This window comes from Pseudomonas sp. CCI1.1 (genome assembly GCF_034348165.1).
GTDB classification, from domain to species: Bacteria; Pseudomonadota; Gammaproteobacteria; order Pseudomonadales; family Pseudomonadaceae; genus Aquipseudomonas; species Aquipseudomonas paracarnis.
Window position 1 is genome coordinate 2495131 of sequence record NZ_CP133780.1, and the last position, 26052, is coordinate 2521182.

Here is a 26052-nt window from a genome sequence, read left to right on the forward strand (position 1 = left end):
GATTAATTATGAATACGCTGTTCGCACCTTACGATCTGGCCGGTACTCCGCTGAAAAACCGTGTTGTCATGGCCCCAATGACTCGCACCCGAACCTTGAACAACATTCCGAATGAATCCAACGCGCTTTACTACGCGCAACGAGCTTCCGCCGGCTTGCTGATCACGGAAGGCCTGCCTATTTCCGATGAGGCTCGCGGCTATCTGTACACCCCTGGCATTTACGAAGATGTGCACTTACCAGGCTGGCGCAAAGTGACTGACGCGGTGCACGCCAAAGGCGGGAAGATTTTCGCGCAGCTCTGGCACGTAGGCCGTATGTCCCACACATCGGTACACGGCATGGTGCCAGTCTCCTCGGGCACGGTGCCTGCGGTAGATACCACGGTGTATGCCTGGATCGAGCCCGGTAAATCTGGCCCTGTACAGCCCAGCTCTCCACGTGCGCTGGAAACTGAAGAAGTGAAACGCGTCATCGCTGACTTCGTGAAGTCCGCACGGATGGCCATGGACGCCGGCTTTGACGGTATCGAAATCATGGCAGCCAACGGCTTCCTGTTCGACCAATTCCTGAGCAGCGCCCTGAACACTCGTACTGATCAGTACGGAGGCTCTATTGCGAACCGTCAACGCTTCCTGCTGGAGACCATTGATGCGATTGCTGCTGAAATCGGCGGATCGAAGATTGGCGTTCGCTTCTCTCCGTTTGGTCGACTGTATGACTTCGGGGTGTACGAAGGCGAAGAAGAAACCTGGATGAGTATGGCGGCTGCCCTCAACGAAAGAGAGCTGGCATTTGTTCACCTGAACTACCAACCGACCATCCTCGCCGCGCAAACGCCACCAGGTTTCGGCGCTGCATTCCGTGAAGCGTACAAGGGCACCTTGATGGCTGCGGGCGGCTTCACCAAAGAGATTGCAGAGTCTGAGTTGGCCAAAGGCGAGCTAGATCTGATTGCCTTTGGCACCGCCTACATTGCCAACCCTGATCTGGTAGAGCGCATGCAGAACAATTGGCCATTGGCCGAGGGTGATCGCGCGACCTACTACGGCGTAAGCGGTTCGATTGATAAGGGCTACACCGACTATCCGGAATACGCAGCGGCCAAAGCCTGATATTCCTTCACAAACATCTAGGAGAACACCATGCCACTCGTAACTATCAAAGGGATTGAAGGCGTTTTTTCCGACGAGCAAAAAGCTGAGGTGATTCGCAAAGTGACTGACGCTATGGTGTCGGTTGAAGGCGAAAACATGCGCGCTCTCACGTGGGTCATCTTCGAAGAGGTAAAAAGTGGAGACTGGGGTATTGGTGGCAAACCTGTGACCACCCAAGAAGTATTGAAGCTGCAAGCCGGCGAGTAAGGCTTCACCTTCAGATCATTAGCTTCCTGTTATTTGAGTGCGGCCATGCTCAACGAACAGGGAGCTTTTCCGTTCTTGGAGAACGCCAGGTTTGTGGGGACTACTCCGTGATTCTGATCATTTACGCCCATCCTTACCCTGACAAATCCAACGTCAACATGTTGATGCTCAATCTGGCAGCCAGCAATCCCGCTGTCGCAATCCGTTCGCTGTACGACCTCTACCCCGGTTTCAATATCGACGTTCAAGCTGAGCAGAGAGCGGTGGAACAGGCGGATCTCCTCGCTCTGCAACACCCGCTGTACTGGTATAGCTATGGGGCACATCATTACCCTACGTCAGATGGGTGTGGAAGAAGTCGAGCGAGAAACATTTGAAAGCGCATTGCCCCTCGGGCGCCGGGGTTTTGGAGCAACTCGGGATAGGACGCTACGAAGCTCGTGAGCGTGCGGATCGATTCCGCCGCCTGAGTTTGGAGATGCTAGAGGAGATGGCCGCTCAGGCCCAGGACGATACCGAATTCAAGTATGACGCTTACAAACGAGCCAACGCTTTACTAACGGAAATATTCAATGAAGACCGCGCTCATCCAAGTGATGCTGGCCCAGGAAAAGTGAGCCTTGCGCATAGGGAGACAGGTAGCTGATTTGGCTTATAGGTCGCGGAGGGATGCTTGGTTAGCTAGCATCTTCCAGCTCAGTGATGATTGCTTTTTTCAAGGCCGAGACCGATTTAGACCCAGCGAAGACTTTCAACAGTCGGCCTTCATGAAACACCGCCAACGACGGCACAGAGCGGATGCCGTACATCTGCGCGATTGTCGGAGACGCCGCGATATCGATCTTCCCAAAAACTGCTAGAGAGTGGAGCTTTTCCTCCAGCTCAATGAAGATTGGCTTCATTTCTTTACAGGGTTTGCACCAAGAGGCTGAGAACATTACGACACTGCTTCCTTTGGCTACGAAGCGGGCAAATTGGGGAGCGCTCAATTCAACGATACGGCTCATTGGGATCTCACATGTTGTGTTAAGGAAAAGGGGGCACCTTCTGAGTACCCCCGTTCCGTTGTCCATCAAATTTCGCAGCCATCAATGCCGCAGACTTGACCCATCAATGAGCTATCCCCGGTTCTCGCTTTAGCAACCATTTGATCCAGCGCTTCAAGAAAGATCGCTTCTGGCTGAGCACCTGACACCGAGAACGCGTTGTTGAAGACAAAAAGTGGCACGCCGGAACCCAGTTGGGCTGCGAAATGCTCGTCCTCTAGCATCTCAACACGCAGCTCCACGGATGACCGCGCCAACTGAATTGATTCATCGGGCACACCTGCCTCCTTCGCAATCGCCTCCAAATTGACGCGATCAAAAAGCGACTTGCCGTGACTGGTACTTTGCTCGTACAGCGCCTCAACAAGGCGCTTTTTCACTGTCGTGTCTTCAACTGCTTTCACCAGGATATGAGCATCCGCTGTGTCACCAAACATCATGGTGTCGAAGCGATAATCCAGCCCGTCAGCCTGGCCATATTTACTGACCGTACTCATCATCGCTGCTGCGGAGTCTGGGTTGCCGAGTTTACGTTTCAGTGCCGCGATCATCGGTTCAGGGGCGTGATTTGCAGCCAGTCGATAGGCCCGAATGTTGACCTGTACATCGTCCTTCTGCGGTAAGTTTTCGAGTGCTTTTTCAAAACGACGCTTGGCAATCCAGCACCAGGGACACACATAATCAGACCAGATATCGACTACATATTTTTTCGAAGGGGTTTGCATATTTTTTCCTGCACGGAGAAGTGAAGATTGCATTGCGGCCATTTCAAGCAAATGGTTAAAGCCAGCCAACGGGTCGGCTGAGCGACCCAATGTCCAATCAATGAGGCTTGCTCCCTCCAACATGCTCAGAAGCATGAAAGCGAAGTGCTCAACAGATGTTCCCAGCGATCAGCTGTGCTGCCGGACGGCGTCATTGAGGGTGCTTTGGAGCCAAGTGAGCTGCGAATTGAAGAATTCCCTTGTGAGCCTTTGGAGCGACAAAGGCAACGCAGCGATTTGCGCCGCCAAGGCGCCGCATAACGGCAGCAGCCCCTCATTCGCGCTGATCACAAAAAGTCGGGAAAAAGCCTGTAAGCGGTTTCCGCATAGCTCAGCAGCGCGGCTTTTGATGGACACTTGAAACTCCTACAACCAGCACCCTTGTCACCGGAGCGGCGTGCTGCAGAGCGCCCCAATGAGAGGCGCTACACGCAGAGCTTGCCTCGGTGTTTAGGCACGCACCGCCATCACCCCTGCATCGACGTCCCAGATAGCACCAGTCACCCAGGAGGTTTTATCGGAGAGTAAGAAGAGGATGGTGTTGGCGACGTCTTCAGGAACACCGACTCGACCCAGTGGGTGGAAGTCGTTCAGCGACTTCATCGCATCCGGGATCGCGTCCTTATCCATGAAACCTTCATAGATCGAGGTGTGAACGATGCCTGGCGAAACGGCATTGACTCGGATACCTGAGGGAGCCAATTCAATTGCCAGGTTTCGGGTGACTGCGTGCAGGCCCGCCTTGGCCATCGAATAAGCGGTTGCTGGAGAGCCGGCCAGCGCGGCCTGCGCGCCAATCGAACCGACGTTAACAATGGAGCCTTCGCGCTTGGCAGCAAGCATATTCTTGACCACGGCCTGCGTGATAAAGAATGTTGCGCGGTTCAGATCCAAGTACATGTCGTAGTCAGCCTCATCGTGCTCGATGAAAGGCTTCGGAATGAATATGCCTGCAGAGTTCACCATGAAGCCGATGTCACTGTGGTTGGCATTGATTTCGTTGCGTACATGATTCATCCCTTCCTCGGTCATGAGGTTGGCAACGATCACTGATACGGTCCCCAACTGACTCAGCTCGGCGCGCACAGCATCGGCTTTATCCTGTTTGCTGCCGGTGAGAACCACGCTGCCACCTGCCTTTAAAAACTGGCGCGCTGTTTCCAGGCCCATGCCGCTCGTGCCGCCAACAACCAACAGTTTTTTACCTGCAAAAAAATCGCTCATTACAGACTCCGGTATTAGATTCGTAAGAGGTCGCCAGCGGCAAGGTGCCGCGCTGACCTATGGCCAGAACGGTTAGCCTTCGATGACTTCGAGCTTAGGGAGCATGCGAATGGCTTTAGAGAAGTTTGCGTAGTTGACCGAAGTCTTGAGCACTACGTTGTGCAGCTCCTCTACACGCTCACGGGAGGCGTCGGTTTGCAGGCGAATGACGACACTCACCTCGTCGTAGCCTGGGTTAACGCTTTCGTCGATGCCTAGGAAACCGCGCAGGTCGAGGGTGCCGTCAGTCTCGATCTCCAGGCTGTGAATCTTGATGCCCATCATCGCGGCATTGGCGGCATAGCCGACCGACATGCAGGCGTTGAGAGCAGCCATCAGCAGCTCCTGAGGGTTGGGCGCGGTGTTCTCGCCAAGCAATTCATTCGGCTCATCGGCTGCAATTTCAAAATCGCGGGAATAGGTTTCACCAGCCAAGCTGTAACGGCTGACTTTGGCTACAGAACGGGTCTGACCCTTCCAAGCAGTCTTAACGTTGAAGCTTGCGTGGCGCTTAGTCGCATCACCAGCAACGCCTTCGGCGAAATTCTGGAGTGCGGCGACATCGATACCATTCAGATTGCTGCTCATTGGACGTTCCTCTTCAGATAAGCCGGACGATTCGACCGGAAGAGAAACAAGCCTACCAAGTAGTAGGTTTGCTTACAAGGAAGATGACGATACCAATAGCTTCGAAAAGCTAGGCCGCATAGAGGATTTGGGAATATTGATGACAACACAGTGGGAGTCGTGACCGACAGAATCACTCCGAGAGTGACGCCAGCACAGGTCATCTCACAGCTCTAAGCATCAGGTTTGTTTTATATAACTGTACGAATTGATGGCACAAGACCGTCTCCGCATAGATATAAAATCAAGGAGGTTTATCGCTGTTTATGCCCCAGGCCACGTATTGGGACGAGATGGAGCTTCGTTTCAAGAGGTCACTTTGAACGCAGCCAAGAGCGCGGTCGCCGCTAAACATGGGCGATACTGTACAATTCGCGGTCAGGAAAAAGCGCCGCCTACAAGCAAACCTCCCCGTTATTGGATGCAAATCTACCGCACACCAGATAATACCGAGTGATCTATCTGGTGGTTTTAGTCTGCGCTAATTAAAACAGCGTAGATTGGCTCGCGACCCCGAATCAAATAATTCAAGGCCGCCTGCTCTTGGCAGGCGATCAAGTCGGGAGACTATTGGAATATGTACCAAAGATACAGCGATGAAAGACGCCCCCGGGCAGAGAGTGCAGCGGTAGAGTCTATAAACGTAATTGCTACGTCTTTAGTGACGAAGGGTAGATAAAATCAAATCAAATCCCGAAGATCTCTCGTAATCATCGCTCATCGCCCAAGAAACAAAGCTCGCACCTTCTAAAGTGTTCAATATGAACCTTGAAACCCTGATTACATCCAGTTCGGCTTTAAGCTCTCCTCGATCTTGACCCTGCTTAATATTTTCTTGGAGCCAAGTGAGATGGATCTCAAAGAATTCCTTTGTCACTTCTTTGAGGCTTTCAGGCAGGGCCATAAGCTCTGCGGCCAAGGCTCCACAGAGTGGAAGCATCCCGTTCAGGCTGCTGTGAGCGAACATCAAGGCGAAGGCATTCAGCCGGTCGACAACACTGACGTGTTCATCATTGATAGCGTCCAGCTGCTTTTTAAACCGGAACAGGTAGCTCTCGACGATGGCAATTGCCAAGCCTTCCTTGGTGGGGAAGTGATGATGAATACTCGCCTTTTTAATGCCGATGTCGTCCGCAAGGTCGGCATAGCTGAAGGCCGCATAGCCTTTCGTGCGCAGCAGAACCTCGGCGCTGGTCAAAAGGTCTGAACGTGTACTCATGATGCTGCATCCAAATTTATCATCCTGGCATCATAAATTAGTCACACCTCATAAGACAGCGTTCGCCGAACGCTGAACTGAGCTACCGATGTGATTGCTGATTTCGTGTGCATGCCCTAAGCCGCATGAACCTCCTCGAATAGCCAATCTTGAAACGCTCTCAACCTCGGCACGCTCGCATATTTTTTACACGGGACAACGTCGTGGCAAAGTAAAGCACCCTCAGATTACGGGGCACGTGTGCCCTACGGGAAAGCCGGACCTGGGACCCACTACCTGTCCATACGCTCCAGGGGGCTCTCAACAGCAACTGAATGCTGATGGCCCACTACCCGCCTCCTCACCGATGACGCGTATCGACATCGACCTCAACCGACATGCCCGGGCGCAGCGAAGACTCGAAAGGCTGGTCCGGATCAACAGATATGCGCACCCCGATACGCTGCGGTACCTTGACGAAATTGCCCGTTGCATTGTCCGGCTTGAGCACCGCGAATTCCGAGCCCGTCGCTGGTGAGAGCCGCTCGACATGCCCCGTTAGCGTCGCCCCTCCTAACGTATCAATCCTGAGCGTCGCGATCTGGCCGGGCGCAATAGCCTTAGTCTGCGCCTCCTTGTAGTTCGCGACTATCCAGTGATCAGCGGGCACTACCGACATCAATTGTGTGCCGTGGGTCACGAATTGGCCCAACCGCACGCCCACTTCTCCAAGCACGCCATCCTCCGGCGCCTGGATGACCGTGTGATTAAGATCAATCTGAGCCGCACGCAGTTTTGCCTGTGCCACCCGCACCTGGGCTTCCAGACCTTCACGGCCGACATCCACGGTACGCAACTCCTCCCGAGCAATCGACTCTTGCGCACCCGCCTGCTGTACCTCGGCCTGGGCTTGACTGAAATCGGCTCGTGCCTGGTCGCGCTCGCGCGTAGAAATGGCGCCATCCATGACCAACGCGTTTGCGCGCTGCATGTCAGCGCGGGCACGCAATAAGCGCGCCTGCGCACCGGCCATAGCTGCAACATGACTCTCGATGCCCGCCATGCGAGCAGCGTGCGCCTGCTGGTTGTTGGAGAGGTCGGCATTGGCGACGCCAAGATTGGCCGTCGCCTCATCTACCTGCGCCTGATAGACCTCATCGTCAATACGCACAAGGACCTCGCCTCGCTTGACCTGCGCGAAATCTTGCCCGGCCACCTGGACGATATAGCCGCTGACCTGAGGGGCAATCACCGTGGTTCGCCCCCTCACATAGGCGTTATCTGTCTGTTGCAGACCTGCGTCAAAAGGCGGCAACTTCCAGATGTACAGGACGATCGTAATAACGCCAATCGCAGCCAGCACCATGATAATGCCTTGCAAACGGCCCCGGGGCGGGGGCGACCAATGAAAAGCAGTGTGTTCAACATCCGATGGAACAGTCATGGAATCAGTCATTTACGTTCTCAGGCTCGCGACGGATGCGCGAGAGGAAAAAAGCCGACATCTGCAGATAAAACACATACAGCGCGGTGCCAAAAGCCAGCACTGACACGATGCGAAAGACGTCATTGAATGCCAGTACGCTAGCCTGTTGCTGCAACGCTTGTCCTAGCAGCTTGCTGCTCTGTTTCTGGCGCTGTTCCGGGTCGGCTATATGACTCGAAAGCAACGCCTCGCCAATGCCGAGGCGCGCTACGACAAGGGGATTGGTGATCGGCGCACTGTCCGCCAGGCTAGCGATATGGGACTGGGTTCTGATGAACTCGTAGCTGCCCATTACAGCCGACCCTGCCAGGCTGCCGATACTCTGGCTCGCCCCGTACAGGACCACGAGCGTGATCATGTACTGAGGTCCCTTCGCGAACAGTTTGAGAAAGCCAAAGATCAAGGCAGGCCCGATGAACAGCGTCGCACCGAACCCAATCAAACACTGGCTCAGGTACAGTTGCGGCGCACGCGTGAGGCTGGTGGATTGCGAGTCCAGATACGCTCCCGTTGCGATAAACAACGCCGCGACCATGACCTGCCAGGGGATACGTTTGGGCGACAACGTCAGGCAAGCGACGACGATCCCCATCAGCATCGACACCAGTACGCACGCAAACAGGACACGCAACTGATCGTTATTGAGCCCGCCCATTGATAGCAAACCTACCGAGCCGAAAGTCTGCTCGGCCAGCGATAGCCGAACCAGCAGCGCAATCGCAACAAAACGCATCAAGTCGAAACTGCCCAGCCATTCCAATTGCAACAGCGGCTGACGCCGACGTCGTTCAATGAACACCACCGTCACCAGCAACGAGATAGCCGCCACCAGCATCCAGCCGAGAAAGGGCGCGTCGGTCCACCAATAGCTCCGGCCGAGGCCAAGCACACCGGCAAACAGCAGGAAGGATGAAACCAGCAATACAATCACCACTGCGTCCGAGGCAGCAAACACGCTGGCCCTATCACTGCGTGGCAAAGGCACCGCCAACGTCACACCCAACACCGCCATACCAATGCCTAGATTCAACAAGTGCAGCCCCAGCCAATGTTCCGAGGCGAGAAATTCCACGGGAATCATGCGCGCCACCGGCGATCCTATCTGGGTAAGCCCTACGCTGATAATCAGGGCCATCGGCTGGGCCGATGGGGCTATGGCCTGCATCAGATAATAGGTACTCAAGGCGATCAACGTCGCGCACATCAAGCCGTTGATCGCCGTGGCAATGACCGCAGTTGTCAAAGTGGGCCACAGTAACTGCAGCACACAGGCAGCGATGTAGGTACCGACAATGCTTGCCGTGACCAAAGGGATTCCGAACTGCATCCGGGCCTTGACCAAGGTCAGGTTGGCGCTGGCATTGATCGCCAAAAAAACTGCCACCAACCACGAGACCTGAGCCGTGTACTCGCCAATAGAGCCAGAGATTACGCCTAGATTGCTCGCCACCAGGCCGTTGCACAGCGTCGTGCAGGTCCCGAGGAATAAGCCTACGACAAAATATATGCCACGCCTGGCCGGCGACAGCCTGGGCTTATAAGGACTGCCCGCCATCGCCGGTTTCTCGTCAGCTTTGAACACGTATTCAGCGCTGGCCATGTACAGGTAACGCCTTCTTTTGCTGTCGCTGCAGATGCTTCACGGTTGGGATGTCGGAAGGCTGAAGGCCATTACATAGTCACCGGTGTCGGGAGAATGCGCTGCCCCGCCTACGGAAATGACAACGTACTGTTTGCCCGTCGTCGGCGAGACGTAGGAGATCGGCGTGGCGCTGGCGCCGACCGGTAATTCATGTTCCCAGAGGAGTTTGCCACTTTGCCCGTCGTATGCCCGGATGTAGTAGTCCTGATAACCGGCAAAGAATACTAGGCCGCCTGCCGTGGTCATCGTTCCTGCATAAGTTGGCATGCCCATGGGCATGGGCAGGTGTGATGCGATACCCAGTGGCCCCAATTGCTCTGTGGTGCCAGCCGGCACTTGCCAGGCCACCTTGTGCGTATTCAGATCGACCGCCGTGACGGTCCCATAGGGCGGCTGGTTGCACGGAACCCCTAGGGATGACATCCAGATATAAATGGCTTGACCGTAAGGTGTTTTCAACTGCGGTGACGGCCCATGTCCGCTCACCTCGATCTGGTGGGTTTTTGTCCAAGTATTGAATTCATCACGAGGCATCAGCCAAAAGATGTTCGGCACCCGGATATCGTTCATATAAGCCAGATGATTAACGGGGTCGTAGGAGACGCTACCCCAGTTGAATCCTCCGATATTGCCGGGCTGATCCAGCGCCTTGGTCAGACCGATCGGCGTGAAGTCGCCCTCGTAGCGCAGTTGCTTGAACATGATGCGGCACATGAGTTGGTCGAACATGGTTGCCCCCCACATCTTCTTCTCGGTGAGGTGTTCGGCACCGATAGTCGGCATCCCTACCGAATAAGGCTGTGTAGGCGAAAGCTTTTCTTCAGGTACCGCACCGGCCGTAGGCACGGGCTTTTCGACGACGTCCGCAATCGGCTCTCCGGTGGCGCGATTTAACAGGAAAAGCTGGCCACGCTTGGTGGTTTGCAATACCCCGGGGATGGTTCCGCCTTGGCCGTCAGGCAAATCGACCAGCGCGGGTTGAGAAGGCAAGTCGTAGTCCCAGATGTCGTGATGGACGGTCTGGAATTTCCATTTCGGGCGGCCCGTCATGATATCGAGGGCGACAAGGGAAGAGTTGTATTCATCCGAGTGCGGTGGTCGCTCCATGCCGAAAAAGTCCGGCGTGGCATTTCCCAGCGGCGCATAGATAAGACCCAACTGGTCGTCATAGGCAGCGGCGGTCCACATGTTGGGCGTGCCGGGCGTGTAGGTCTGCCCCGCCGGTGGCAAGCCGGTTATGTCCGGGTTGCCCAGGTCCCACGCCCATGCCAGTGCGCCGGTGCGGGCATCAAAGGCGCGGATCACGCCTGACGGCTCACCGCGGCTGTAGTTATCAACTACCCAGCCACTGATAATAATGTAGTCGCGCGCCACCAGCGGCGCGGAAGTCTGAAAGTAGAACCCAGGCTTAACGTCGCCCATGCCCTGCTTCAGGTCGACGACGCCGTCGCTGCCAAAACCTGGGCACTGCTTGCCGGTCTTGGCATCTAGTTCGATCAGGCGCGCATCGATGGTGGAATTGACGATTCGTTCCGCACAGACGCCATCAGCCGGCGCCTCCTTGAGCTTGTAGTAACCCAGGCCGCGGCAACGGTTCCAGATAGGAGATGCACTATGGGTATCGAATTTCCAACGTTCTACCCCCGTATCTGCATCGATGGCAGCAATGCGATCATCGGGTGTGCAAGTGAACAACGTATCTTCAATTTGCAATGGGGTGTTCGAATCCACGGCGCCCTTGTCCAACTGGATCTTCGCGCCGGTACGATAGGTCCAGGCCACTTTCAGGTCCTGAACGTTGTCACGGTTGATCTGCGTAAAGGGCGCGTAGCGCGTACCCGCAGTGGTTCGGCCATATGCGGACCAATTTGAAGGCGTGGTGTTTGTGGCTGCTGCAGTAAAAGGTGTGCCCGAGACAGGCGAGACGACACCATGTGGAGTAAAGGCAAACCCAAAGAACACAGCCGTCCCTAATAGCGCTAGTACACCCAGGCCGCGTATCCGGCGCCGGGAGTCCGCAGGCGACCAAGTGGATAACAGGAGCAAGCCGATGCTCGCCATCGCTGCCGGTACGAGCAGGCGTGGAAACAGCGCCCAATAGAACGTGCCTGACTCCCAGAGCGCCCATGGAACACTCAGCACGGCAACCGCTACCAGCAGCCATACTCCACAAACTTGCCTACGCCAAAGCATGACGCCAGCGCTCAGATAGGCCCATCCGGCCAGCACGTAATAAAACGATCCGCCAAGGGTTAAGAGGTAAGCTCCACCTAACAATAGCCCCAGCCCCATCAAGGCAACTAGGCTGGCAAAAATACGATTTATCGAGGTCACAGTTGAACTCCTATACGCTAAATGGCTCTCAGACTTGGTGATGATAGTGTTAGTCTATTAATTTTAGCCATGCCATATGGAGCAACTATACATTGCATAAAAGCAACGCCATGTGGAGCGAATACCACACCTTCCTCGTTGCCGCGCAAACATTGAACTTCAGCCGTGCGGCTGAACGGCTTGGGCAGAACACTTCAAGCATCAGTCGCGCCGTGACCCGGCTGGAGGAGCACCTGGGTCTGCGCTTGTTCAATCGGATGCCCTCTATGCGATTGACGGACCCGGGCGAGCGGCTCTATAGCGAAATCGCGCCCTTGTTCGAAGGCCTTCAGGAGGTTGAAAGCGCGATCAAGTCGGATGATGGAAAAATTAGAGGACGTATCCGGGTCGTCGGATCGCCCGAGGTTGTGCACTGGTTTATCAACCCGGCTATCGCTCGAATGCTGGAAGAACAGCACGAAATTCATTTTGAAGTGGAGGCCAGCACACGCGTGCCAAACCCCATTGAAGAGCCAGTGGATGTCTACTTTAGTCATCGCCGCGCCGAAGTGATTAACAAGTCGCTGGTTGCTCGGCCAATCTGTTCAATGCCACAAGGGTTATTCGCTTCTCCCCTGTTACTGGCCGGCAGGAAACCTCCCCGTGTACCGGACGATCTCCTGCAATGGCCCTGCCTTGGGCGTCAGGGAGAACCCGAGTGGGAGCTCATCGACCCCCAAGGACATAAACACCTGATGCCGGTGCAAGCCATCCTGCTTGCCACACCGAACGATGCGCGCATGGATCTTACTCTGCGCGGACTTGGCATCGCGCAGTTCAATTTGCCCAGCGCCAATGAGGCCGTTGAGAGCGGAAAACTGGTACGTATTTTACCTGGCTATACCCTCCAGAACATGTCGCTGTATGCTTTTCTACTGTCACGACGCTTGATTCCGCAGGCGGTGCAGATCTTTCTGCGCTATACCACGGAAGAGGCAAAAAAATACTTTCCCGATTGAGTCCTGACTTGATATCGGTTCGTTAGGGCAGATGACGTACGACCTTAATAATCTTATAGCCTCCTATTCGTTGCATAACCGAGTAAAAACACTATGGGCAATTACTTTCATCATGTTCTTGTCGGACTATTGGCCCTGCTTCCTATGGCCAATCCTCTAACTAGCATCTCCCTTTTACTAGGCCTTGGAGGAAAGCTGCCTACAGTAGAGCGTAACCGGCAAATCCTGAAGGCAAGCTTATATGTAGCTCTGATTATGTTTGTCAGCTTCTACGGAGGCAGCCTGGTAATGCAGGTATTCGGAATATCTGTCCCCGGCTTGAGAATAGCCGGAGGCCTGATCGTTACCTACATCGGTTTCGCCATGCTTTTTCCAGCAACGACACCTGACGAAACAGAGGTTCAGAAAGATTTCCTTTCAGAGAAAGAGAAATCAACCCCACATTTCCGCGATCTGTCATTTGTACCTTTAGCTCTTCCTGGTGCAGCAGGCCCCGGCACGATAGCGTTGCTTATCAGCTCCGCCTCTACCCTGCAGTCGACCTACCAGACCCTGCCACTCGTCATTCACCTTGCAGCCGCAACCGTATTCATCATTACTGCGCTTATTTTCTGGATAGCTTTACGATGTTCGGGGCGAATCATGAAAGTGCTTGGTGAGTCAGGAATCGATGCAATTTCCCGAGTCGTTGGTTTTCTACTGGTTTGTATGGGCGTTCAGTTCGTTATCAATGGTGGTTTTGAGTTAGCGTCTACACCTATGCACTGATCATAGTTCTCATAATAGTGAATTATTAAAAGCCGTTGATATTCCCGCGGCCACATTCGCTAGCACCAGGTGAATGGGTGTTCCTACGCCTATGGAGAACTGACGCCTTGCCGCCCTCAGGAAGCTAGGGGGCCAGACTCGGACAAAATCAACATTGGCCAGTTACGACTAGCCCCACTACAAAACAATGGTTAGTGCGCTGTGAACCAGTTGGGGTGTAGCACCGGAAAATGTTCCTTCAGCCAATCCACAAATGCCTCGACCTGAGGCGCAAGATGCGTTCTGCTTGGATAAAGCACGGAAACCAGGCGAGGCTTTGGACGAAATGCCTTGAGCACTTCGATCAGTTCTCCGCTTGCGAGGAATGTCTCAACGGCAATTCCAGGCGCTTGAACAATGCCGAAGCCTGCAACACCGCATTGAACGTAGGCATTCGACTCATTCACGGTGATTCCACGCCGAGGCGTATGTGGACGATCTTCGCCGTCTACCGAGAAGTGCCAAGGCAGCGGTCTGTTATTTTGACCGGAAAGGAAGCTGACACATTGGTGGTCTACTAGATCTTGTAGGGTTATGGGTGCACCGCAGGCTTGGAGATAACCTGCAGACGCACAGGTCACCATGGTGGCGGTGCCAATTTCTCTAGCCACCATGCTTGAATCCGGAAGTTCACCCATTCGCAATACACAGTCGATGCCCTCGGCTACGAGATCTACCGTACGGTCGGTCACGCCTAGCACAAGCTCGATTTCGGGAAATGCCTCGGTAAACCTCCTAAGGCTTTCCATGAAGCTGTGCTGGGAAAATGCAGTAGGGATGTCAATTCGAAGCCGCCCTCGCAACGTCGATCCACTACGGTCGAACATGGAAGTGGTTTCTGCGATGGTTGCTAAAATCTCTTTGACGCGTTCGTAAAACCGCTCTCCCTCAGCAGTCAGTTTTACTTTACGCGTAGTGCGCTGGAACAGACGGACACCCAGCGAGGCTTCCAGATCCTGAATGGTGCGTGTGACGTGCGGTCGCCCGGCCTGCATTGCCTCAGCGACTTTGGTGAAGCTCCCCAACTCCGCTAGCTTGGCGAATACTTGCATCGACTGTAGAAGCTCCATAAGTCTCTTCTCGGGAAGCGTGTTAACGGGATGATTATTGCTGATCAGGATAACAATCCTGTTCGTTTCTGCACATTTATCTAGGGCCGCGAAACCTTAACAATGTCCTCAGCGTAAAGGAGGAGCTTTGCTCCCCTGCACATTCAAAATTGTTGGAGACAGAAAATGAAAGCGTGGCTTCTAAAAGATTTCGGCTTGGATAATCTCGTGCAGGGCGAAACGGAAACCCCCGTGCCCCGAGCGGGTGAGCTGCTGGTTAAAGTAGGCGCTGTATCACTCAATTTCCGGGACAAGGCCATCGTTGACGGCATCTATGAACCTCACATGGTGCCCAAGCCGCTGATCCCCGTCAGCGATGCGGCGGGAACTGTCGTGGCAGTAGGTGAAGGTGTCAGCCGCTTTGCTATCGGAGATCGGGTCAACTCACACCTCTACTCCCGTTGGTTGGACGGCATGCCTGGGCCAGATGAACCCAACTACTGTTTCGGCTCGCCATTGCCTGGTGGTCTGGCGCAATACATGATCATCCATGAAGACAGCGCAGTACGTGCCCCCGACAATATGTCTGATGAGGAAGCAGCGACCCTTCCAATTGCTGCTCTGACGGCGTGGTATGCGCTCGTCGACTATGGCCAGATAGAGGCCGGCCAAACCGTTTTGGTTCAGGGCTCGGGAGGTGTTTCTGTTTTTGCAGCACAAATTGCTACCGCTTTGGGAGCCAAGGTTATCGTCACCTCCAGCCGTGATGACAATCTGGAAGCTGTAAAAAAACTGGGCGCGGTTGCGGGTGTGAATTATCGCACCACTCCTGAGTGGGCAGAGGAAGTTCTGAAGCTCACTGACGGCAAGGGAGTGGATCTGCTGCTGGATGTGGCGGGCGGGGACGGCATCAACCAATCGATTGCTGCGACAAAGGCAGGTGGACGTATTGCACAGATCGGCTTTCTGACAGGCCAGACCTCCGCCTTGAACCTGATGCCTATGATTTTCCGGCAAACAACGATTCGCGGCATAGCCGTTGCTCCACGCTCGTCATTTGACCGAATGAACGAATTCTTGAACGAGCACAAGATTCGCCCGGTAATCGACCACGTGTATCCATTTGATCAAGCACGCGAAGCGTACGAACATCTGGCCAGAGGCGCCTTTGGTAAGGTAGTAATCAAAATCGCGTAGGACCAAGCCGCTTCAATCTCACTCGCCCGCTGCAACGGCAGGCGCGTGAGCACGGCCTTCAAATAAGCATGCGGATCATGCCCGCTGATGGCGCCATACGAAGCGCGCTAAGCGTCTGGATTGCCGGGTCAAATTCAAGGATCGAGTAGGAGGCGGATTCACATCCGCCGTCCTCTCACACCACCGTACGTACGGTTCCGTATACGGCGGTTCAGGTTATACGGTTAAGTCGGTTTATCGTATCCAGTATCGAGACCAGCCCGAGGCGGTCCCACAGCTTCTTCGGCAACGCCTGATTCATATGGGGCGCTCCCGAGTTCCACCATGGGCCTCGGCCATTGACTGCCGATTTCCACGCCCGCGCCGCATTAAGTCCCAAGCGTATCAAGTTGCGCGCCCTCGTAGAGGGCCGCTTCCATTGACGCCAGACGATACAGCGAAGCTTGTGACGCACCCAGCCGTCCAATTCCTCAAGTGGCCGTCTGCTCTGGCTCAGCTTGAAGTAGCCCGCCCATCCGCGCAGCACGGGGTTTATCCGCTCGATGACAGTCGCCACCTTGTGGCCCCGCGCTTTACGTAGCAGCTCTCTGAGCCGGTCGCGCAAGCGACCCAGGCTCATCGTCGCCACTCTCAGTCTCGGTTGCTGATGCCAGCTCATCCCGTAACCCAAGTAATCACACATCCAAGACCCGGCTACTCGGCTCTTATCCCGATTCAGCGTTAGTTTCAGGCGCTGATTCAGGAAGCGCTCAACACTGGCCATCACTCGTTCGCCAGCACGAGGGCTGCGCACATAGATGTTCGCATCGTCGGCATAACGCACGAAGCGATGACCCCGCCGTTCCAGCTCGCGGTCGAGTTCGTTGAGCAGGATGTTCGACAGCAACGGCGAGAGCGGGCCGCCTTGCGGCGTCCCTTCCTGCCGTCGGCTGGCGATCCCACCCGACATCTCACCGGCTTGGAGGTACCGCCGGATCAGTCTGAGCACGCGTTTATCTACGATTTGGCGCGCCACGTACGCCATCAGGAGATCGTGGTTGACCCGGTCAAAGAATTTCTCAAGATCGAGTTCCACGCACCAGCGATGCCCTGCCGCCACATGGGCGCGGGCTGTCTCGATGGCTTGGTGGGCGCTTCTGCCCGGACGGAAGCCGTAGCTGTAATCCGAAAACAGCGGGTCGAAGATCGGCGTGAGCTGTTGCAGCAGTGCCTGTTGGATCAGGCGATCCACGACGCAGGGAATGCCCAGTTGTCGGGTGCCGCCTTTGGGTTTGGGGATGTCGACGGCGCGTACACCTTGCGGGTGGTATTCGCCGGCCAGCAACCTCCTCTGGAGGATCGGCCAATACTGATTCACGTAGTCCGCCAAGTCGTCGACCGTCATGCCATCGGCACCCGGCGCGCCCTTGTTGCTGACCACGCGCTGATACGCACGTCTGAGGTTGGCCGGTGCAAGCACCCGCGCCATCAGCGTGTCCGGCTCCGCGTTCGTCCACGTCACAGATGCCGTCGATACCTTTGCGCTGTCAGCCGTCATCCTCGGATTCTGTCCGGGACTCGGAGTCACAGTCTTCTCTTGGAGAAATTTCTGCATTTCGGTATTCAACGAGACTCTGACGCCTACTGGCGGCATAACCTGTTCGGCCCTTGGTGGCGCGGTTATTCGCCACTTACTACGGCTTCGGCTGACTTCTGCACGCTCATCCCATCGCCTCTCGACGCTCGGTAGCACACTGGCAAACGTGCAGATCTCCCAGGGTAATTCGCGCGACCTTCCTGCTTATGCCTGTCGGATCTACGTCACAGCGTTCCGTGCAAGTATTGGGCTTTGAAGATTTTGGCCTTCTTACCCCGCTGCGCCGCCTCTATCCGCTTCCTGTTCGTCAGGCCAGCATTTTGCCTCGGGCTTCCTTCAGATTCGCAGTCACCCGCGACACCCTTGCCTCTGGCTAACACTTCCCCTTGCCGGGTGTGTAGAGGACTTTCACCTCCCAGTCACCAGCGTGGCCACCACAGCCAAGCTGGTTGCGCTTGCGCGCAACGCGCCATGCCTGGCGCACCAAAAAAAGCCTGCATCTCTGCAGGCTTTTCTCTATCTGGCTCCACGACCTGGACTCGAACCAGGGACCCAATGATTAACAGTCATTTGCTCTACCAACTGAGCTATCGCGGAATGCGCCGCATGTTACTGATTAAAAAGAAGAAGTCAAGCGCCATCAGAAATTTTCCGCAAATCCCCCCCCTGTTCGCTTGAATACGACGGTTCCCTGGCCAGTTCCAACCAGGCCCGCGCTGCCGGTGGCAGGTGGGCGCTGGCGCGCCAGGCCAGGGCGATGTGCCAATCGGTGTGGGGCTCGTCCAGGGGGATCAAGGCGATGCCGGGGTGTTGGTGTTTGTGCGCCAGCATCCGGGGCAGGAAGGCGACGCCCAGCCCGGCGGTGACCAGGTCGACGATAAAGTCTATTTGCCCACTGCGAGCGGTGACTTTGGGTGTCACGCCTTTACGTTCGCAGGCGCTGAGGATCTTGGCGTTGAGGGCAAAGCCGGCTTCGAACAGGATGAACGGCGAGTCGGCCAGGTCGGTGAAGTCGATGCGCTTGCGCCGGGCCAATGGGTGGCCCATGGGCAACACGGCGATCAATGGCTCGTTGCGCACCGGTTGGTAGTCGAAGCCTTCATCAACCGGTAGCAGCAAGGCGGCGAGGTCAACCTCCCCCGCTTCCAGGCATTCGCGCAGCCTTTTACTGCCGTATTCGGTCAGTTCGATGTCGATGCCCGGGTAGCGGCTGCGGTAAGTGGCAAACATGGCCGCGAACAGCACGCCGCACCCTACCGGCGGCAGACCGATGCGCAGCACGCCGCGCTTGAGACCGCGCAGGTCGTTGATTTCAGCCATCAGGTCGGTGCGTTCGGCGAGCATTACCAAGGCGCGGCGGTAGGCAATTTCGCCGGCGGCGGTGAGTTCGTTCTTGTGGCCAAGGCGATTGAGCAGCGGCATGCCTAATTCGTCCTCAAGGGTCTTGACCGCTTTGCTGACGGTGGACTGGGTCAGGGCAACCACTTCGGCCGCCTGGGAGAACCCACCCTGGCGCACCACTTCGACAAACGCACGCAGTGTTCGTAGGTTCATCAGTATTCCTGTAACGACTGGATGGCAGTGATAAAAGTTGTTTTCATCATGGCATAACTTTGCTTAGGGTGTAGCACTTTGCCCTGTGGAGACACCGTCGATGATCATCTCGTCCGCTTCCGACTACCGCGCTGCGGCCAAGCGCAAGTTGCCGCGCTTTCTGTTCGATTACATCGACGGCGGCGCCTACGCCGAGCACACGCTGCGCGCCAACAGTTCGGACCTGGCCGAGATCAGCCTGCGCCAACGCATCCTGCGCAATGTCGACAACCTGAGCCTGAGCACCCATTTGTTCGGCACGGAACTGGCGATGCCGGTCATCCTCAGCCCCGTCGGGCTGACCGGCATGTATGCGCGACGCGGTGAAGTGCAAGCAGCCAAGGCGACGGCCAACAAAAACATCCCTTTTTGCCTGTCGACAGTGTCGGTGTGTTCGATTGAGGAAGTGGCCTCGCAAAGCCCGCAGTCGATCTGGTTCCAGCTGTATGTGCTCAAGGATCGCGGTTTCATGCGCAACGCCCTGGAGCGGGCGCAGGCCGCCGGGGTGACAACGCTGGTGTTCACCGTTGACATGCCGACACCGGGCGCACGCTACCGTGACGCTCACTCCGGCATGTCCGGCCCCTACGCGGCGCAGCGGCGCATGTTGCAGGCAGTGACCAAGCCGCAATGGGCCTTCGATGTGGGCTTGATGGGCCGCCCCCACGACTTGGGCAATATCTCCAAATACCTGGGCAAACCCACCCACCTGGAGGACTACATTGGCTGGCTGGCCAACAACTTCGACCCGTCGATCAGTTGGAAAGACCTGGAATGGATCCGCGAGTTCTGGAAAGGCCCGATGATCATCAAGGGCATCCTCGACCCGCAGGACGCCAAGGACGCGGTGAGTTTCGGGGCCGACGGCATCGTGGTCTCCAACCATGGCGGCCGCCAGCTCGACGGGGTGCTCTCCACGGCCAAGGCGTTGCCGCCGATTGCCGAAGCGGTAGGCGATGACCTGACCGTGCTGGTGGACTCGGGCATTCGCTCCGGGCTCGACGTGGTGCGCATGCTAGCCCTGGGTGCCAAGGCATGCCTGCTAGGGCGTGCCACCGCCTATGCGCTGGCCGCCGAGGGCCAGCATGGGGTAGAGAACCTGCTGGACATCTTCGCCAAGGAAATGCGCGTGGCCATGACCCTGACCGGGGTCACCTCCATCGCGCAGATCGACCGTACCACCTTGGTCTAGTAGTGATGAGGGATGGTGTACGTTGTGTGCGGATAACCGAAGCGTTGTTTATTTGCGACAAACAACTCGCCCCACCGAAACAGTAAGGTTAACCGGGCCGGCAGTAACGCCGGCCCCAATCAGCCAAATAACTGGCGCCATGCTTTAACAGACTTTTCTTACTTAAAAATTAGTTAATTGATTTATAAGGATTTTTACCAACCAAATACACTTGGCATGAATCTCGCTCCAGTACTGTTCAAGCAGGTTCGGCGATGACAAGACGTGCGGCAGTGCCCCGGGGTTATAACCCAAAGAAAAGCGGTTTAAACTGTTTCCAATGTTTTACGGAACTGACGGATCAGTAAGACGCTTGGCACTCGCCACTCTCATCCCGCCTGTAAGACAGCCCAGTGCTTAGGGAAGGTCTGAAGTAAGCAGCCGTTTTTAACGGCCTCGCTGTCTGAGGTTCAAAAAACACCGACTTAATCGAAAATCAGACCTTTCCTCCTGTCAGTTCACTGTTTTTTGCGGAATAGCACCTTTTCAGGGCTCATTGTCCACATCACAGGCGCACCTCGCCTGCATTCAACAGTCGTTTTCGCATCATCCACAGGTTCGATAAGGCAAACAGTGTGGTCTGCTGCGCGGTGTTTTTCACCAAGCCTCGGAAGCGGACTTTCGTATAACCAAACTGGCGCTTGATCACCCTGAATGGATGCTCAACCTTGGCCCGGACTTGAGCTTTCGCGTATTCGATTTTGCGGCGCATGCGACCGATCAGGCTCTTTTTTGCATGCTTCTTATAGCTGCTGGGGCGCGCTGCGATCGACCAGATCATCTGGCGATGTTGATGCTCCGCACGCTTCTCCACGCCGGTGTAACCGGCATCGCCAGAGACGTAAGTTTCCTCGCCATGCAGCAACTGATCGACCTGAGTCACGTCCGCCACATTCGCCGCCGTGCCCACCACGCTATGTACCAGACCGGATTCAACATCGACACCGATGTGCGATTTCATCCCGAAATAGTACTGATTTCCTTTCTTTGTCTGGTGCATTTCGGGGTCGCGTTTACCGTCCTTGTTCTTGGTCGAACTGGGCGCATGAATGATCGTCGCATCGACCACAGTTCCCTGACGCAGCAGCAAACCTCGGTCGCCCAAATAGCCGTTGATGACCTGCAAAATCCCACCGGCCAGCTCATGTTTTTCCAACAGCCGGCGGAAGTTGAGGATCGTGGTTTCATCCGGAATCCGATCCAAATGCAGCCCGGCAAACTGGCGCAGAATCGTGGTTTCGTAGAGGGACTCTTCCATCGCCGGATCGCTGTAGCCGAACCAGTTTTGCATCAGATGAACCCGCAGCATGGCCATCAACGGATACGCCGGACGACCGCCTTCACCCTTCGGATAATGCGGCTCGATCAACGCAATCAGGCCTTTCCAGGGCACGACCTGATCCATCTCAATCAGGAAACGCTCACGGCGGGTCTGCTTACGTTTGCCTGCGTACTCGGCATCAGCGAAAGACATTTGCTTCATCGGGGCTCAACCGTTCAGTTCGTGGGACAGCCGTATCTCACCAGATTTGGAAGTCTTTTTCAGAGTTTCCTTAGAGGCCACCCGCTTATGAAAACCCCCACCCAGACCAACGCAATTGACTTTGACAGTGCCAAATTGCAACGCCTGGGATTTGGCCAGCCATCCTTACGCCCACGTCGCCCCGCCACCCTTGCCGAACTTCGCCAGCAACTGAACCAGCAGTTGCAGACCAGCCTGGAGCCGGAGCGCATCCTGGGCCTGTTCTTTCGTGAAGTTCAGCGCCTGGTGCCGCTGGACGCGTTGCAATACCGTCACGCCGCCAGCGACCTGCGCCTGGAGTTTGGCCACCGGGGTCATCACTCCGTCAGCTACACCCTGAGCCATGAAGGCGAGCATCTGGGGGAACTGGTCTTTCGTCGCAACCAGCGGTTGCTTGAAGAAGAACTGAGCCAGCTCGAACTCCTGCTGGTGACCTTGCTTTATCCGATGCGCAACGCCCTGCTCTACCGCGCCGCCACCCGCAGCGCCCTGCGTGACCCGTTGACCGAAACCGGCAACCGTGTGGCCATGGACCAGACGCTGCAGAGAGAAATCGACATGGCACGCCGGCATTTGCACCCGCTGTCGTTGTTGATGCTGGACATCGACCACTTCAAGAAAATCAACGACACCCATGGGCATGCCGCGGGCGACAGCGTGCTGCGCGCCGTGGCCGGGGCGATCAAACGCCAGCTGCGCAACGTGGACATGGTGTTCCGGTTTGGCGGGGAGGAGTTTTTGATCCTGCTGTCCAACACCGGTCGCGATGCCGCGAGGATGGTGGGAGAGCGCCTGCGCCAGGCGGCACAAGCCCAGGACTACTGGGTGGAGGGCACGCGAATAGAACTGACCGTGAGCCTCGGCTGCTCGACGCTGCTGGCGGCCGAGTCGGCTGAAAGCCTGCTGCGTCGGGCCGACAATGCGTTGTATGTGGCCAAGCGCGAAGGTCGTAACCGCTTGGCGATGGCGGGGTAAAGTCAATTGTGGCGAGGGAGATTGCTCCCTCGCCACAGTTACCGCTACGCCTCGCTGGCGATGCGCACAGGGCGCTCGCGAACGGCTGGCGCCTTGTCTTTCTCTGTATGCTCTAGACGCATGCAGCTTTCCAGGAACAAGTGCATGTAGTCGTAGCTCTTGCATACCGCCTGGCGCAACTCTTCCTGCAGGGCCTTGCTCGGGTTGGTCCCGGCCAGCGTGCAGATGATTTCCAGGGCTTCCCAAGGGTGGGCGTCATCGTACTGGGCGTGCATCTTCAGCCACTTCATCGCCCGCTTGCGATCTTCCTCAGGGAAGGCGGCAGCATACACACCGGTAGAGCAGACCACGGCGGACCACTCCCCCGTCGCCCCCTCGATCGCGTAGTTGGTGGCGGCAATCGCGACGATCAACGCATCCGCCGAGCTGGTGTGCCAGCACCAATGACTCAGGGCGTGCAACTCAGGCGGCACCTCCTGCGCTTGCAGTTCTTCAAGGCTGACGCCGTGAGCCCGCGCCCAATTGACCCAATAGTCGGCATGGTTGAGCTCCACGCGGATGTTGCGCATGAGCCAACGGCGCGCCATATCCTCCCCAGGATGACGGGCAAACTTGGTCTTGGTCAGGTTCTGCGCCATGTACAAGGCAAACTGTTCCACCACCGGCCAACCACCAATCAGGTAGTGGCGCATGGTCTTGGCGCTGAGGGCGTTGTCACGCATGCGCTGATACAGTTCGTGCTCGACAACCCGACGCTTGCTCTCGCTACAGTCCTGGATCAATTGCTGCGCCCAGGCGGGGTAACTGGAGGCTTCCATAAGCGGGCCGGTTCTGTTGAATGTGTCGATCACTGTGGGGCTCCTTTTCAAGTGTGATTGTACAGACCAGCAAATGTTTCAGCGGAAAGTGCCGGGCGCCTTGAATAACAGTGGCTGCGGCCGCTCAGGTCGGCACTGCAAGCTATCAAAGGTAAACAATTGCGGGCGTTCAATCAGGTAGCCCTGAGCGTAATCCACACCTATCTCAAGTAAAGCCTGTTCGATCTGGGGTGTTTCAACAAACTCGGCAATCGTGCGCTTACCCATGACGTGGCCGATGTGGTTGATCACTTCGACCATGGCGCGGTTAATCGGGTCGTCCAGCATATCCTTTACGAAACTTCCATCGATCTTCAGGAAGTCTACAGGTAAATGTTTCAAATATGCGAATGAGGACATTCCGGCGCAAAAATCATCGAGTGAGAAATGGCACCCTAACGCTTTGAGTTCATTAATAAACCGAATCGCGCTGCCCAAATTGGCTATAGCGCTGGTTTCAGTTATTTCAAAACAAATCATTTCCGGTGGAATGTTGTAAGTATCGAATTTCTGACGCAAAAAACCTAAAAAGTCATCATCGCCAATGGTTATGCCTGACAGATTAATCGCACACATGGCCATGGGGCGGCCCGGGCGCTCATGCATGCAACGGGCGATAATCTTGAATACGTTTTCCACTACCCAACGATCCAGGGACGTCATCAACCCGTAGCGTTCGGCCGCCGGAATAAAACTGTTGGGCAAAATGATCCGCCCCGCTTCGTCATGCAGGCGCAGGAGAATTTCGATGTGCCCACTGCCGGCGTCGGTAGGGCCCAAAGGCGCAATTTCCTGGGCGTAAAGGCAAAAGCGGTCTTCCTCAAGCGCAATATGCAGCCGCTGTACCCAGGCCATCTCGCCAAACCGCAGAGACAACTCCGAGTCGTCGACATGGTAGACCTGCACCCGGTTGCGCCCCTTTTCCTTGGCCATGTAGCACGCCATGTCGGCGGCACGCAGGGAGGTTTCCAGGGTGGTCGGGGTTTGCGAGATATGCACCAGGCCGATGCTGACGGTGGTCATGAAGGGCCGACCCTTCCACACGAAGTGCAAGCTCTGCACAGTGTGGCGCAGGCTCTCGGCGATTTTTTCCGCCACCGGCGCCGGGCAGTTCTCCAGCAGGATACCAAACTCGTCGCCGCCCAACCGAGCCAGGGTGTCGCCCTCGCGCAGGTCCGACTGCAGCAACGCGCAGATGTGGCGCAGCAGTTCATCGCCCGCGGCATGGCCACAGGTGTCATTGACCAGCTTGAACTGGTCGAGGTCGAGGAACATCAAGGCATGTCGCCCACTTTGCTGGCGCGCGACCTGTTGCAGCACCTGTTCAAGGCGGAACTCGAACTCGCGACGGTTAGCCAGGCCAGTCAACGCGTCGTGGGTGGCCTGCCAGGAAAGGTTGGCGATGTACTGGCGTTCCTGGGTCATGTCATGCAGCACCAGGACCGCACCGCTGACCTTGCCGGCACTGCGGATCGGCGCGCCCACCAGGGTGACCGAGACGGTGCTGCCGTCCAGGCGCTGGATCAGCTTGGAATGCTCGCTGCCGCCGCTGAACTGGCCTTTGACGATGTGTTCAATCAGTGTGAAACCGTCGGGCTCGGCGTTTTCATTCAAAAGCTTGAACAGCGCCGCCAGCGGCAGGCCCTGGGCTTGCTCCGAGCGCCAGTGGGTCAACGCTTCGGCTGCAGGGTTCATATAGGCAATGGCCCCGTCGACGTCGGTGGTAATCACCCCGTCGCCAATCGACTCCAATGTGATCTGCGCCCGCTCCTTCTCCGCTTGCAGCGCATCGGCAAAGGCATGACGCTGGGCCAGCAGCTTGTGGGTGCGCAGCAGCGCCAACACGATCAGGCCCAAGGCAGTCGCCAGGTTGGTGATCAACAACAGGCGCAGGATCATCCGCGAACCTTCGCCCAGGGCATCGCTGAACGCCTTGGCAGCGGGCGTCACCCCTTCATTGATGGCCGTGATGCGCGCCTTCCAATGATGGACATCGTCACTGCTGACGTAGCCGGAGGTAATGGCGCCGTGCATCTCCTGAGCCAGCTCATCGAGCTGCACGAGGTAGCCGTCGCCCACCGTCCACAGCTCAATGGCTTTTTCCAGGTAGCTGAAATGACGGAAGTTGAGGTATAGCCAGATCAGGCTGGAAACGTCGTCCGGATGATTACCGCCCTTGAGAATGCCCAAGCGGGCCGCGTCCGTATCGGGGGTGGGACGGTCCAGAGCAATGCGCAATTCATGCCCACCCTGGGGCACGGCAATGGCCTGCTGGTATTTTAGGTAGGTGGCGTCGTTGCGGTTATCGGCGTAGAGGGTCAGGTAGTAGATGGCATCCTTCTGGCCCTTGGACCACAGGCTTTCGCCCGCCACATAGCCCCGCACTGCCGAAAGCACGTAGAGACTGACGCAGCCTAACAATGCCTGGAACAACACGACGGCGATAAAGGGCCAGACAATACCCAGCAGGCGTGGCGTTCCGAGAGTCCGCTTTTGCTTCATGAAGTCCCTTACACATGCACA

General features: G+C 56.3%; 21 protein-coding genes, 1 tRNA gene and 4 pseudogenes. 9 read left to right on the forward strand and 17 right to left on the reverse strand.

Annotation, left to right across the window (positions count from 1 at the left end):
* Positions 1-8: 8 nt before the first annotated feature.
* The 4 genes and pseudogenes from RHM69_RS11100 to RHM69_RS11115 all read left to right on the forward strand — a co-directional run.
* Positions 9-1115 carry an alkene reductase gene (locus RHM69_RS11100; RefSeq protein ID WP_137270650.1) on the forward strand — a complete coding sequence of 369 codons (1107 nt, stop codon included), beginning with the start codon at positions 9-11 and terminating at the stop codon, positions 1113-1115.
* Between the two features lie 30 nt (positions 1116-1145).
* The gene (locus RHM69_RS11105; protein ID WP_014719236.1) at positions 1146-1364 is read left to right on the forward strand and encodes a tautomerase family protein; all 219 of its coding nucleotides are present in this window, start codon (positions 1146-1148) and stop codon (positions 1362-1364) included.
* A gap of 107 nt (positions 1365-1471) precedes the next feature.
* Positions 1472-1678, forward strand: a pseudogene (locus RHM69_RS11110) (NAD(P)H-dependent oxidoreductase); the annotation flags it as partial.
* Between the two features lies 1 nt (position 1679).
* A pseudogene (locus tag RHM69_RS11115) lies at positions 1680-2010 on the forward strand (glutathione-regulated potassium-efflux system protein KefC); the annotation flags it as partial.
* Between the two features lie 31 nt (positions 2011-2041).
* Here RHM69_RS11115 and RHM69_RS11120 read toward each other — a convergent pair.
* The 9 genes and pseudogenes from RHM69_RS11120 to RHM69_RS11160 form a co-directional block, all read right to left on the reverse strand.
* Positions 2042-2371 (reverse strand): thioredoxin family protein, encoded by a 330-nt coding sequence (locus tag RHM69_RS11120; RefSeq protein ID WP_038450968.1) that lies wholly within the window; start codon positions 2369-2371, stop codon positions 2042-2044.
* 65 nt (positions 2372-2436) lie between these two features.
* Positions 2437-3135, reverse strand: a complete 699-nt coding sequence (locus RHM69_RS11125) for a DsbA family oxidoreductase (protein WP_014719238.1) — start codon at positions 3133-3135, stop codon at positions 2437-2439.
* A 6-nt stretch (positions 3136-3141) separates the two neighbouring features.
* Positions 3142-3492: pseudogene (locus RHM69_RS31065) on the reverse strand (TetR/AcrR family transcriptional regulator); the annotation flags it as partial.
* A gap of 132 nt (positions 3493-3624) precedes the next feature.
* Complete coding sequence (locus RHM69_RS11135) at positions 3625-4398, reverse strand: SDR family NAD(P)-dependent oxidoreductase (RefSeq protein WP_019817523.1); 774 nt, start codon at positions 4396-4398, stop codon at positions 3625-3627.
* Between the two features lie 72 nt (positions 4399-4470).
* Positions 4471-5025, reverse strand: a complete 555-nt coding sequence (locus tag RHM69_RS11140; protein WP_014719240.1) for an OsmC family protein — start codon at positions 5023-5025, stop codon at positions 4471-4473.
* A gap of 697 nt (positions 5026-5722) precedes the next feature.
* Positions 5723-6283, reverse strand: coding sequence for a TetR/AcrR family transcriptional regulator (locus RHM69_RS11145; protein ID WP_014719241.1), 561 nt, complete (start codon positions 6281-6283; stop codon positions 5723-5725).
* Positions 6284-6623: 340 nt separating this feature from the next.
* Positions 6624-7718, reverse strand: a complete 1095-nt coding sequence (locus RHM69_RS11150; protein WP_200645915.1) for an HlyD family secretion protein — start codon at positions 7716-7718, stop codon at positions 6624-6626.
* Positions 7711-9348 carry an MFS transporter gene (locus RHM69_RS11155; protein ID WP_200645914.1) on the reverse strand — a complete coding sequence of 546 codons (1638 nt, stop codon included), beginning with the start codon at positions 9346-9348 and terminating at the stop codon, positions 7711-7713. Before RHM69_RS11155 ends, RHM69_RS11150 begins: the two co-directional genes overlap by 8 nt.
* Before the next feature lie 39 nt (positions 9349-9387).
* On the reverse strand, positions 9388-11724 hold the full coding sequence (locus RHM69_RS11160) for a membrane-bound PQQ-dependent dehydrogenase, glucose/quinate/shikimate family (RefSeq protein WP_200645913.1): 2337 nt from the start codon (positions 11722-11724) through the stop codon (positions 9388-9390).
* Positions 11725-11816: 92 nt separating this feature from the next.
* Between RHM69_RS11160 and RHM69_RS11165 the strand changes: the two genes are divergently transcribed.
* Together RHM69_RS11165 and RHM69_RS11170 are read left to right on the forward strand one after the other, a co-directional pair.
* Positions 11817-12722 (forward strand): LysR family transcriptional regulator, encoded by a 906-nt coding sequence (locus tag RHM69_RS11165; RefSeq protein WP_014719245.1) that lies wholly within the window; start codon positions 11817-11819, stop codon positions 12720-12722.
* Positions 12723-12815: 93 nt separating this feature from the next.
* Complete coding sequence (locus tag RHM69_RS11170) at positions 12816-13490, forward strand: MarC family NAAT transporter (protein ID WP_019817582.1); 675 nt, start codon at positions 12816-12818, stop codon at positions 13488-13490.
* Between the two features lie 191 nt (positions 13491-13681).
* Here RHM69_RS11170 and RHM69_RS11175 read toward each other — a convergent pair whose 3' ends face one another.
* Positions 13682-14581, reverse strand: coding sequence for a LysR family transcriptional regulator (locus RHM69_RS11175; RefSeq protein ID WP_103452256.1), 900 nt, complete (start codon positions 14579-14581; stop codon positions 13682-13684).
* A gap of 183 nt (positions 14582-14764) precedes the next feature.
* Here RHM69_RS11175 and RHM69_RS11180 point away from each other — a divergent pair, with 183 nt between their 5' ends.
* A complete protein-coding gene (locus RHM69_RS11180) occupies positions 14765-15775 on the forward strand; it encodes a zinc-dependent alcohol dehydrogenase family protein (protein WP_014719248.1) in 1011 nt (336 codons plus the stop codon).
* Here the strand turns inward: RHM69_RS11180 and RHM69_RS31070 are convergent.
* The 4 genes and pseudogenes from RHM69_RS31070 to RHM69_RS11195 all read right to left on the reverse strand — a co-directional run.
* A pseudogene (locus RHM69_RS31070) lies at positions 15706-15864 on the reverse strand (transposase domain-containing protein); the annotation flags it as partial. The gene RHM69_RS11180 and the pseudogene RHM69_RS31070 overlap by 70 nt on opposite strands.
* Before the next feature lie 122 nt (positions 15865-15986).
* Positions 15987-17408: a group II intron reverse transcriptase/maturase gene (gene ltrA / locus RHM69_RS11185; protein ID WP_011805433.1), complete on the reverse strand. Its 1422-nt coding sequence runs from the start codon at positions 17406-17408 to the stop codon at positions 15987-15989.
* Positions 17409-17872: 464 nt separating this feature from the next.
* Positions 17873-17948 (reverse strand) — tRNA-Asn (locus RHM69_RS11190).
* 33 nt (positions 17949-17981) lie between these two features.
* Complete coding sequence (locus RHM69_RS11195; RefSeq protein WP_103452180.1) at positions 17982-18905, reverse strand: LysR family transcriptional regulator; 924 nt, start codon at positions 18903-18905, stop codon at positions 17982-17984.
* A gap of 100 nt (positions 18906-19005) precedes the next feature.
* On the opposite strand from RHM69_RS11195, the gene lldD reads away from it, so the two are divergent.
* On the forward strand, positions 19006-20136 hold the full coding sequence (gene lldD, locus RHM69_RS11200) for an FMN-dependent L-lactate dehydrogenase LldD (protein WP_200601331.1): 1131 nt from the start codon (positions 19006-19008) through the stop codon (positions 20134-20136).
* A 544-nt stretch (positions 20137-20680) separates the two neighbouring features.
* Here lldD and RHM69_RS11205 read toward each other — a convergent pair.
* A complete protein-coding gene (locus RHM69_RS11205; protein WP_033902000.1) occupies positions 20681-21658 on the reverse strand; it encodes an IS5 family transposase in 978 nt (325 codons plus the stop codon).
* Between the two features lie 87 nt (positions 21659-21745).
* On the opposite strand from RHM69_RS11205, the gene RHM69_RS11210 reads away from it, so the two are divergent.
* On the forward strand, positions 21746-22672 hold the full coding sequence (locus tag RHM69_RS11210; protein ID WP_014719251.1) for a GGDEF domain-containing protein: 927 nt from the start codon (positions 21746-21748) through the stop codon (positions 22670-22672).
* A 44-nt stretch (positions 22673-22716) separates the two neighbouring features.
* Here the strand turns inward: RHM69_RS11210 and RHM69_RS11215 are convergent, their stop codons facing one another.
* A complete protein-coding gene (locus RHM69_RS11215) occupies positions 22717-23490 on the reverse strand; it encodes a TenA family transcriptional regulator (RefSeq protein WP_178122936.1) in 774 nt (257 codons plus the stop codon).
* A gap of 78 nt (positions 23491-23568) precedes the next feature.
* Positions 23569-26031, reverse strand: a complete 2463-nt coding sequence (locus RHM69_RS11220; RefSeq protein WP_014719253.1) for an EAL domain-containing protein — start codon at positions 26029-26031, stop codon at positions 23569-23571.
* Between the last annotated feature and the right edge of the window lie 21 nt (positions 26032-26052).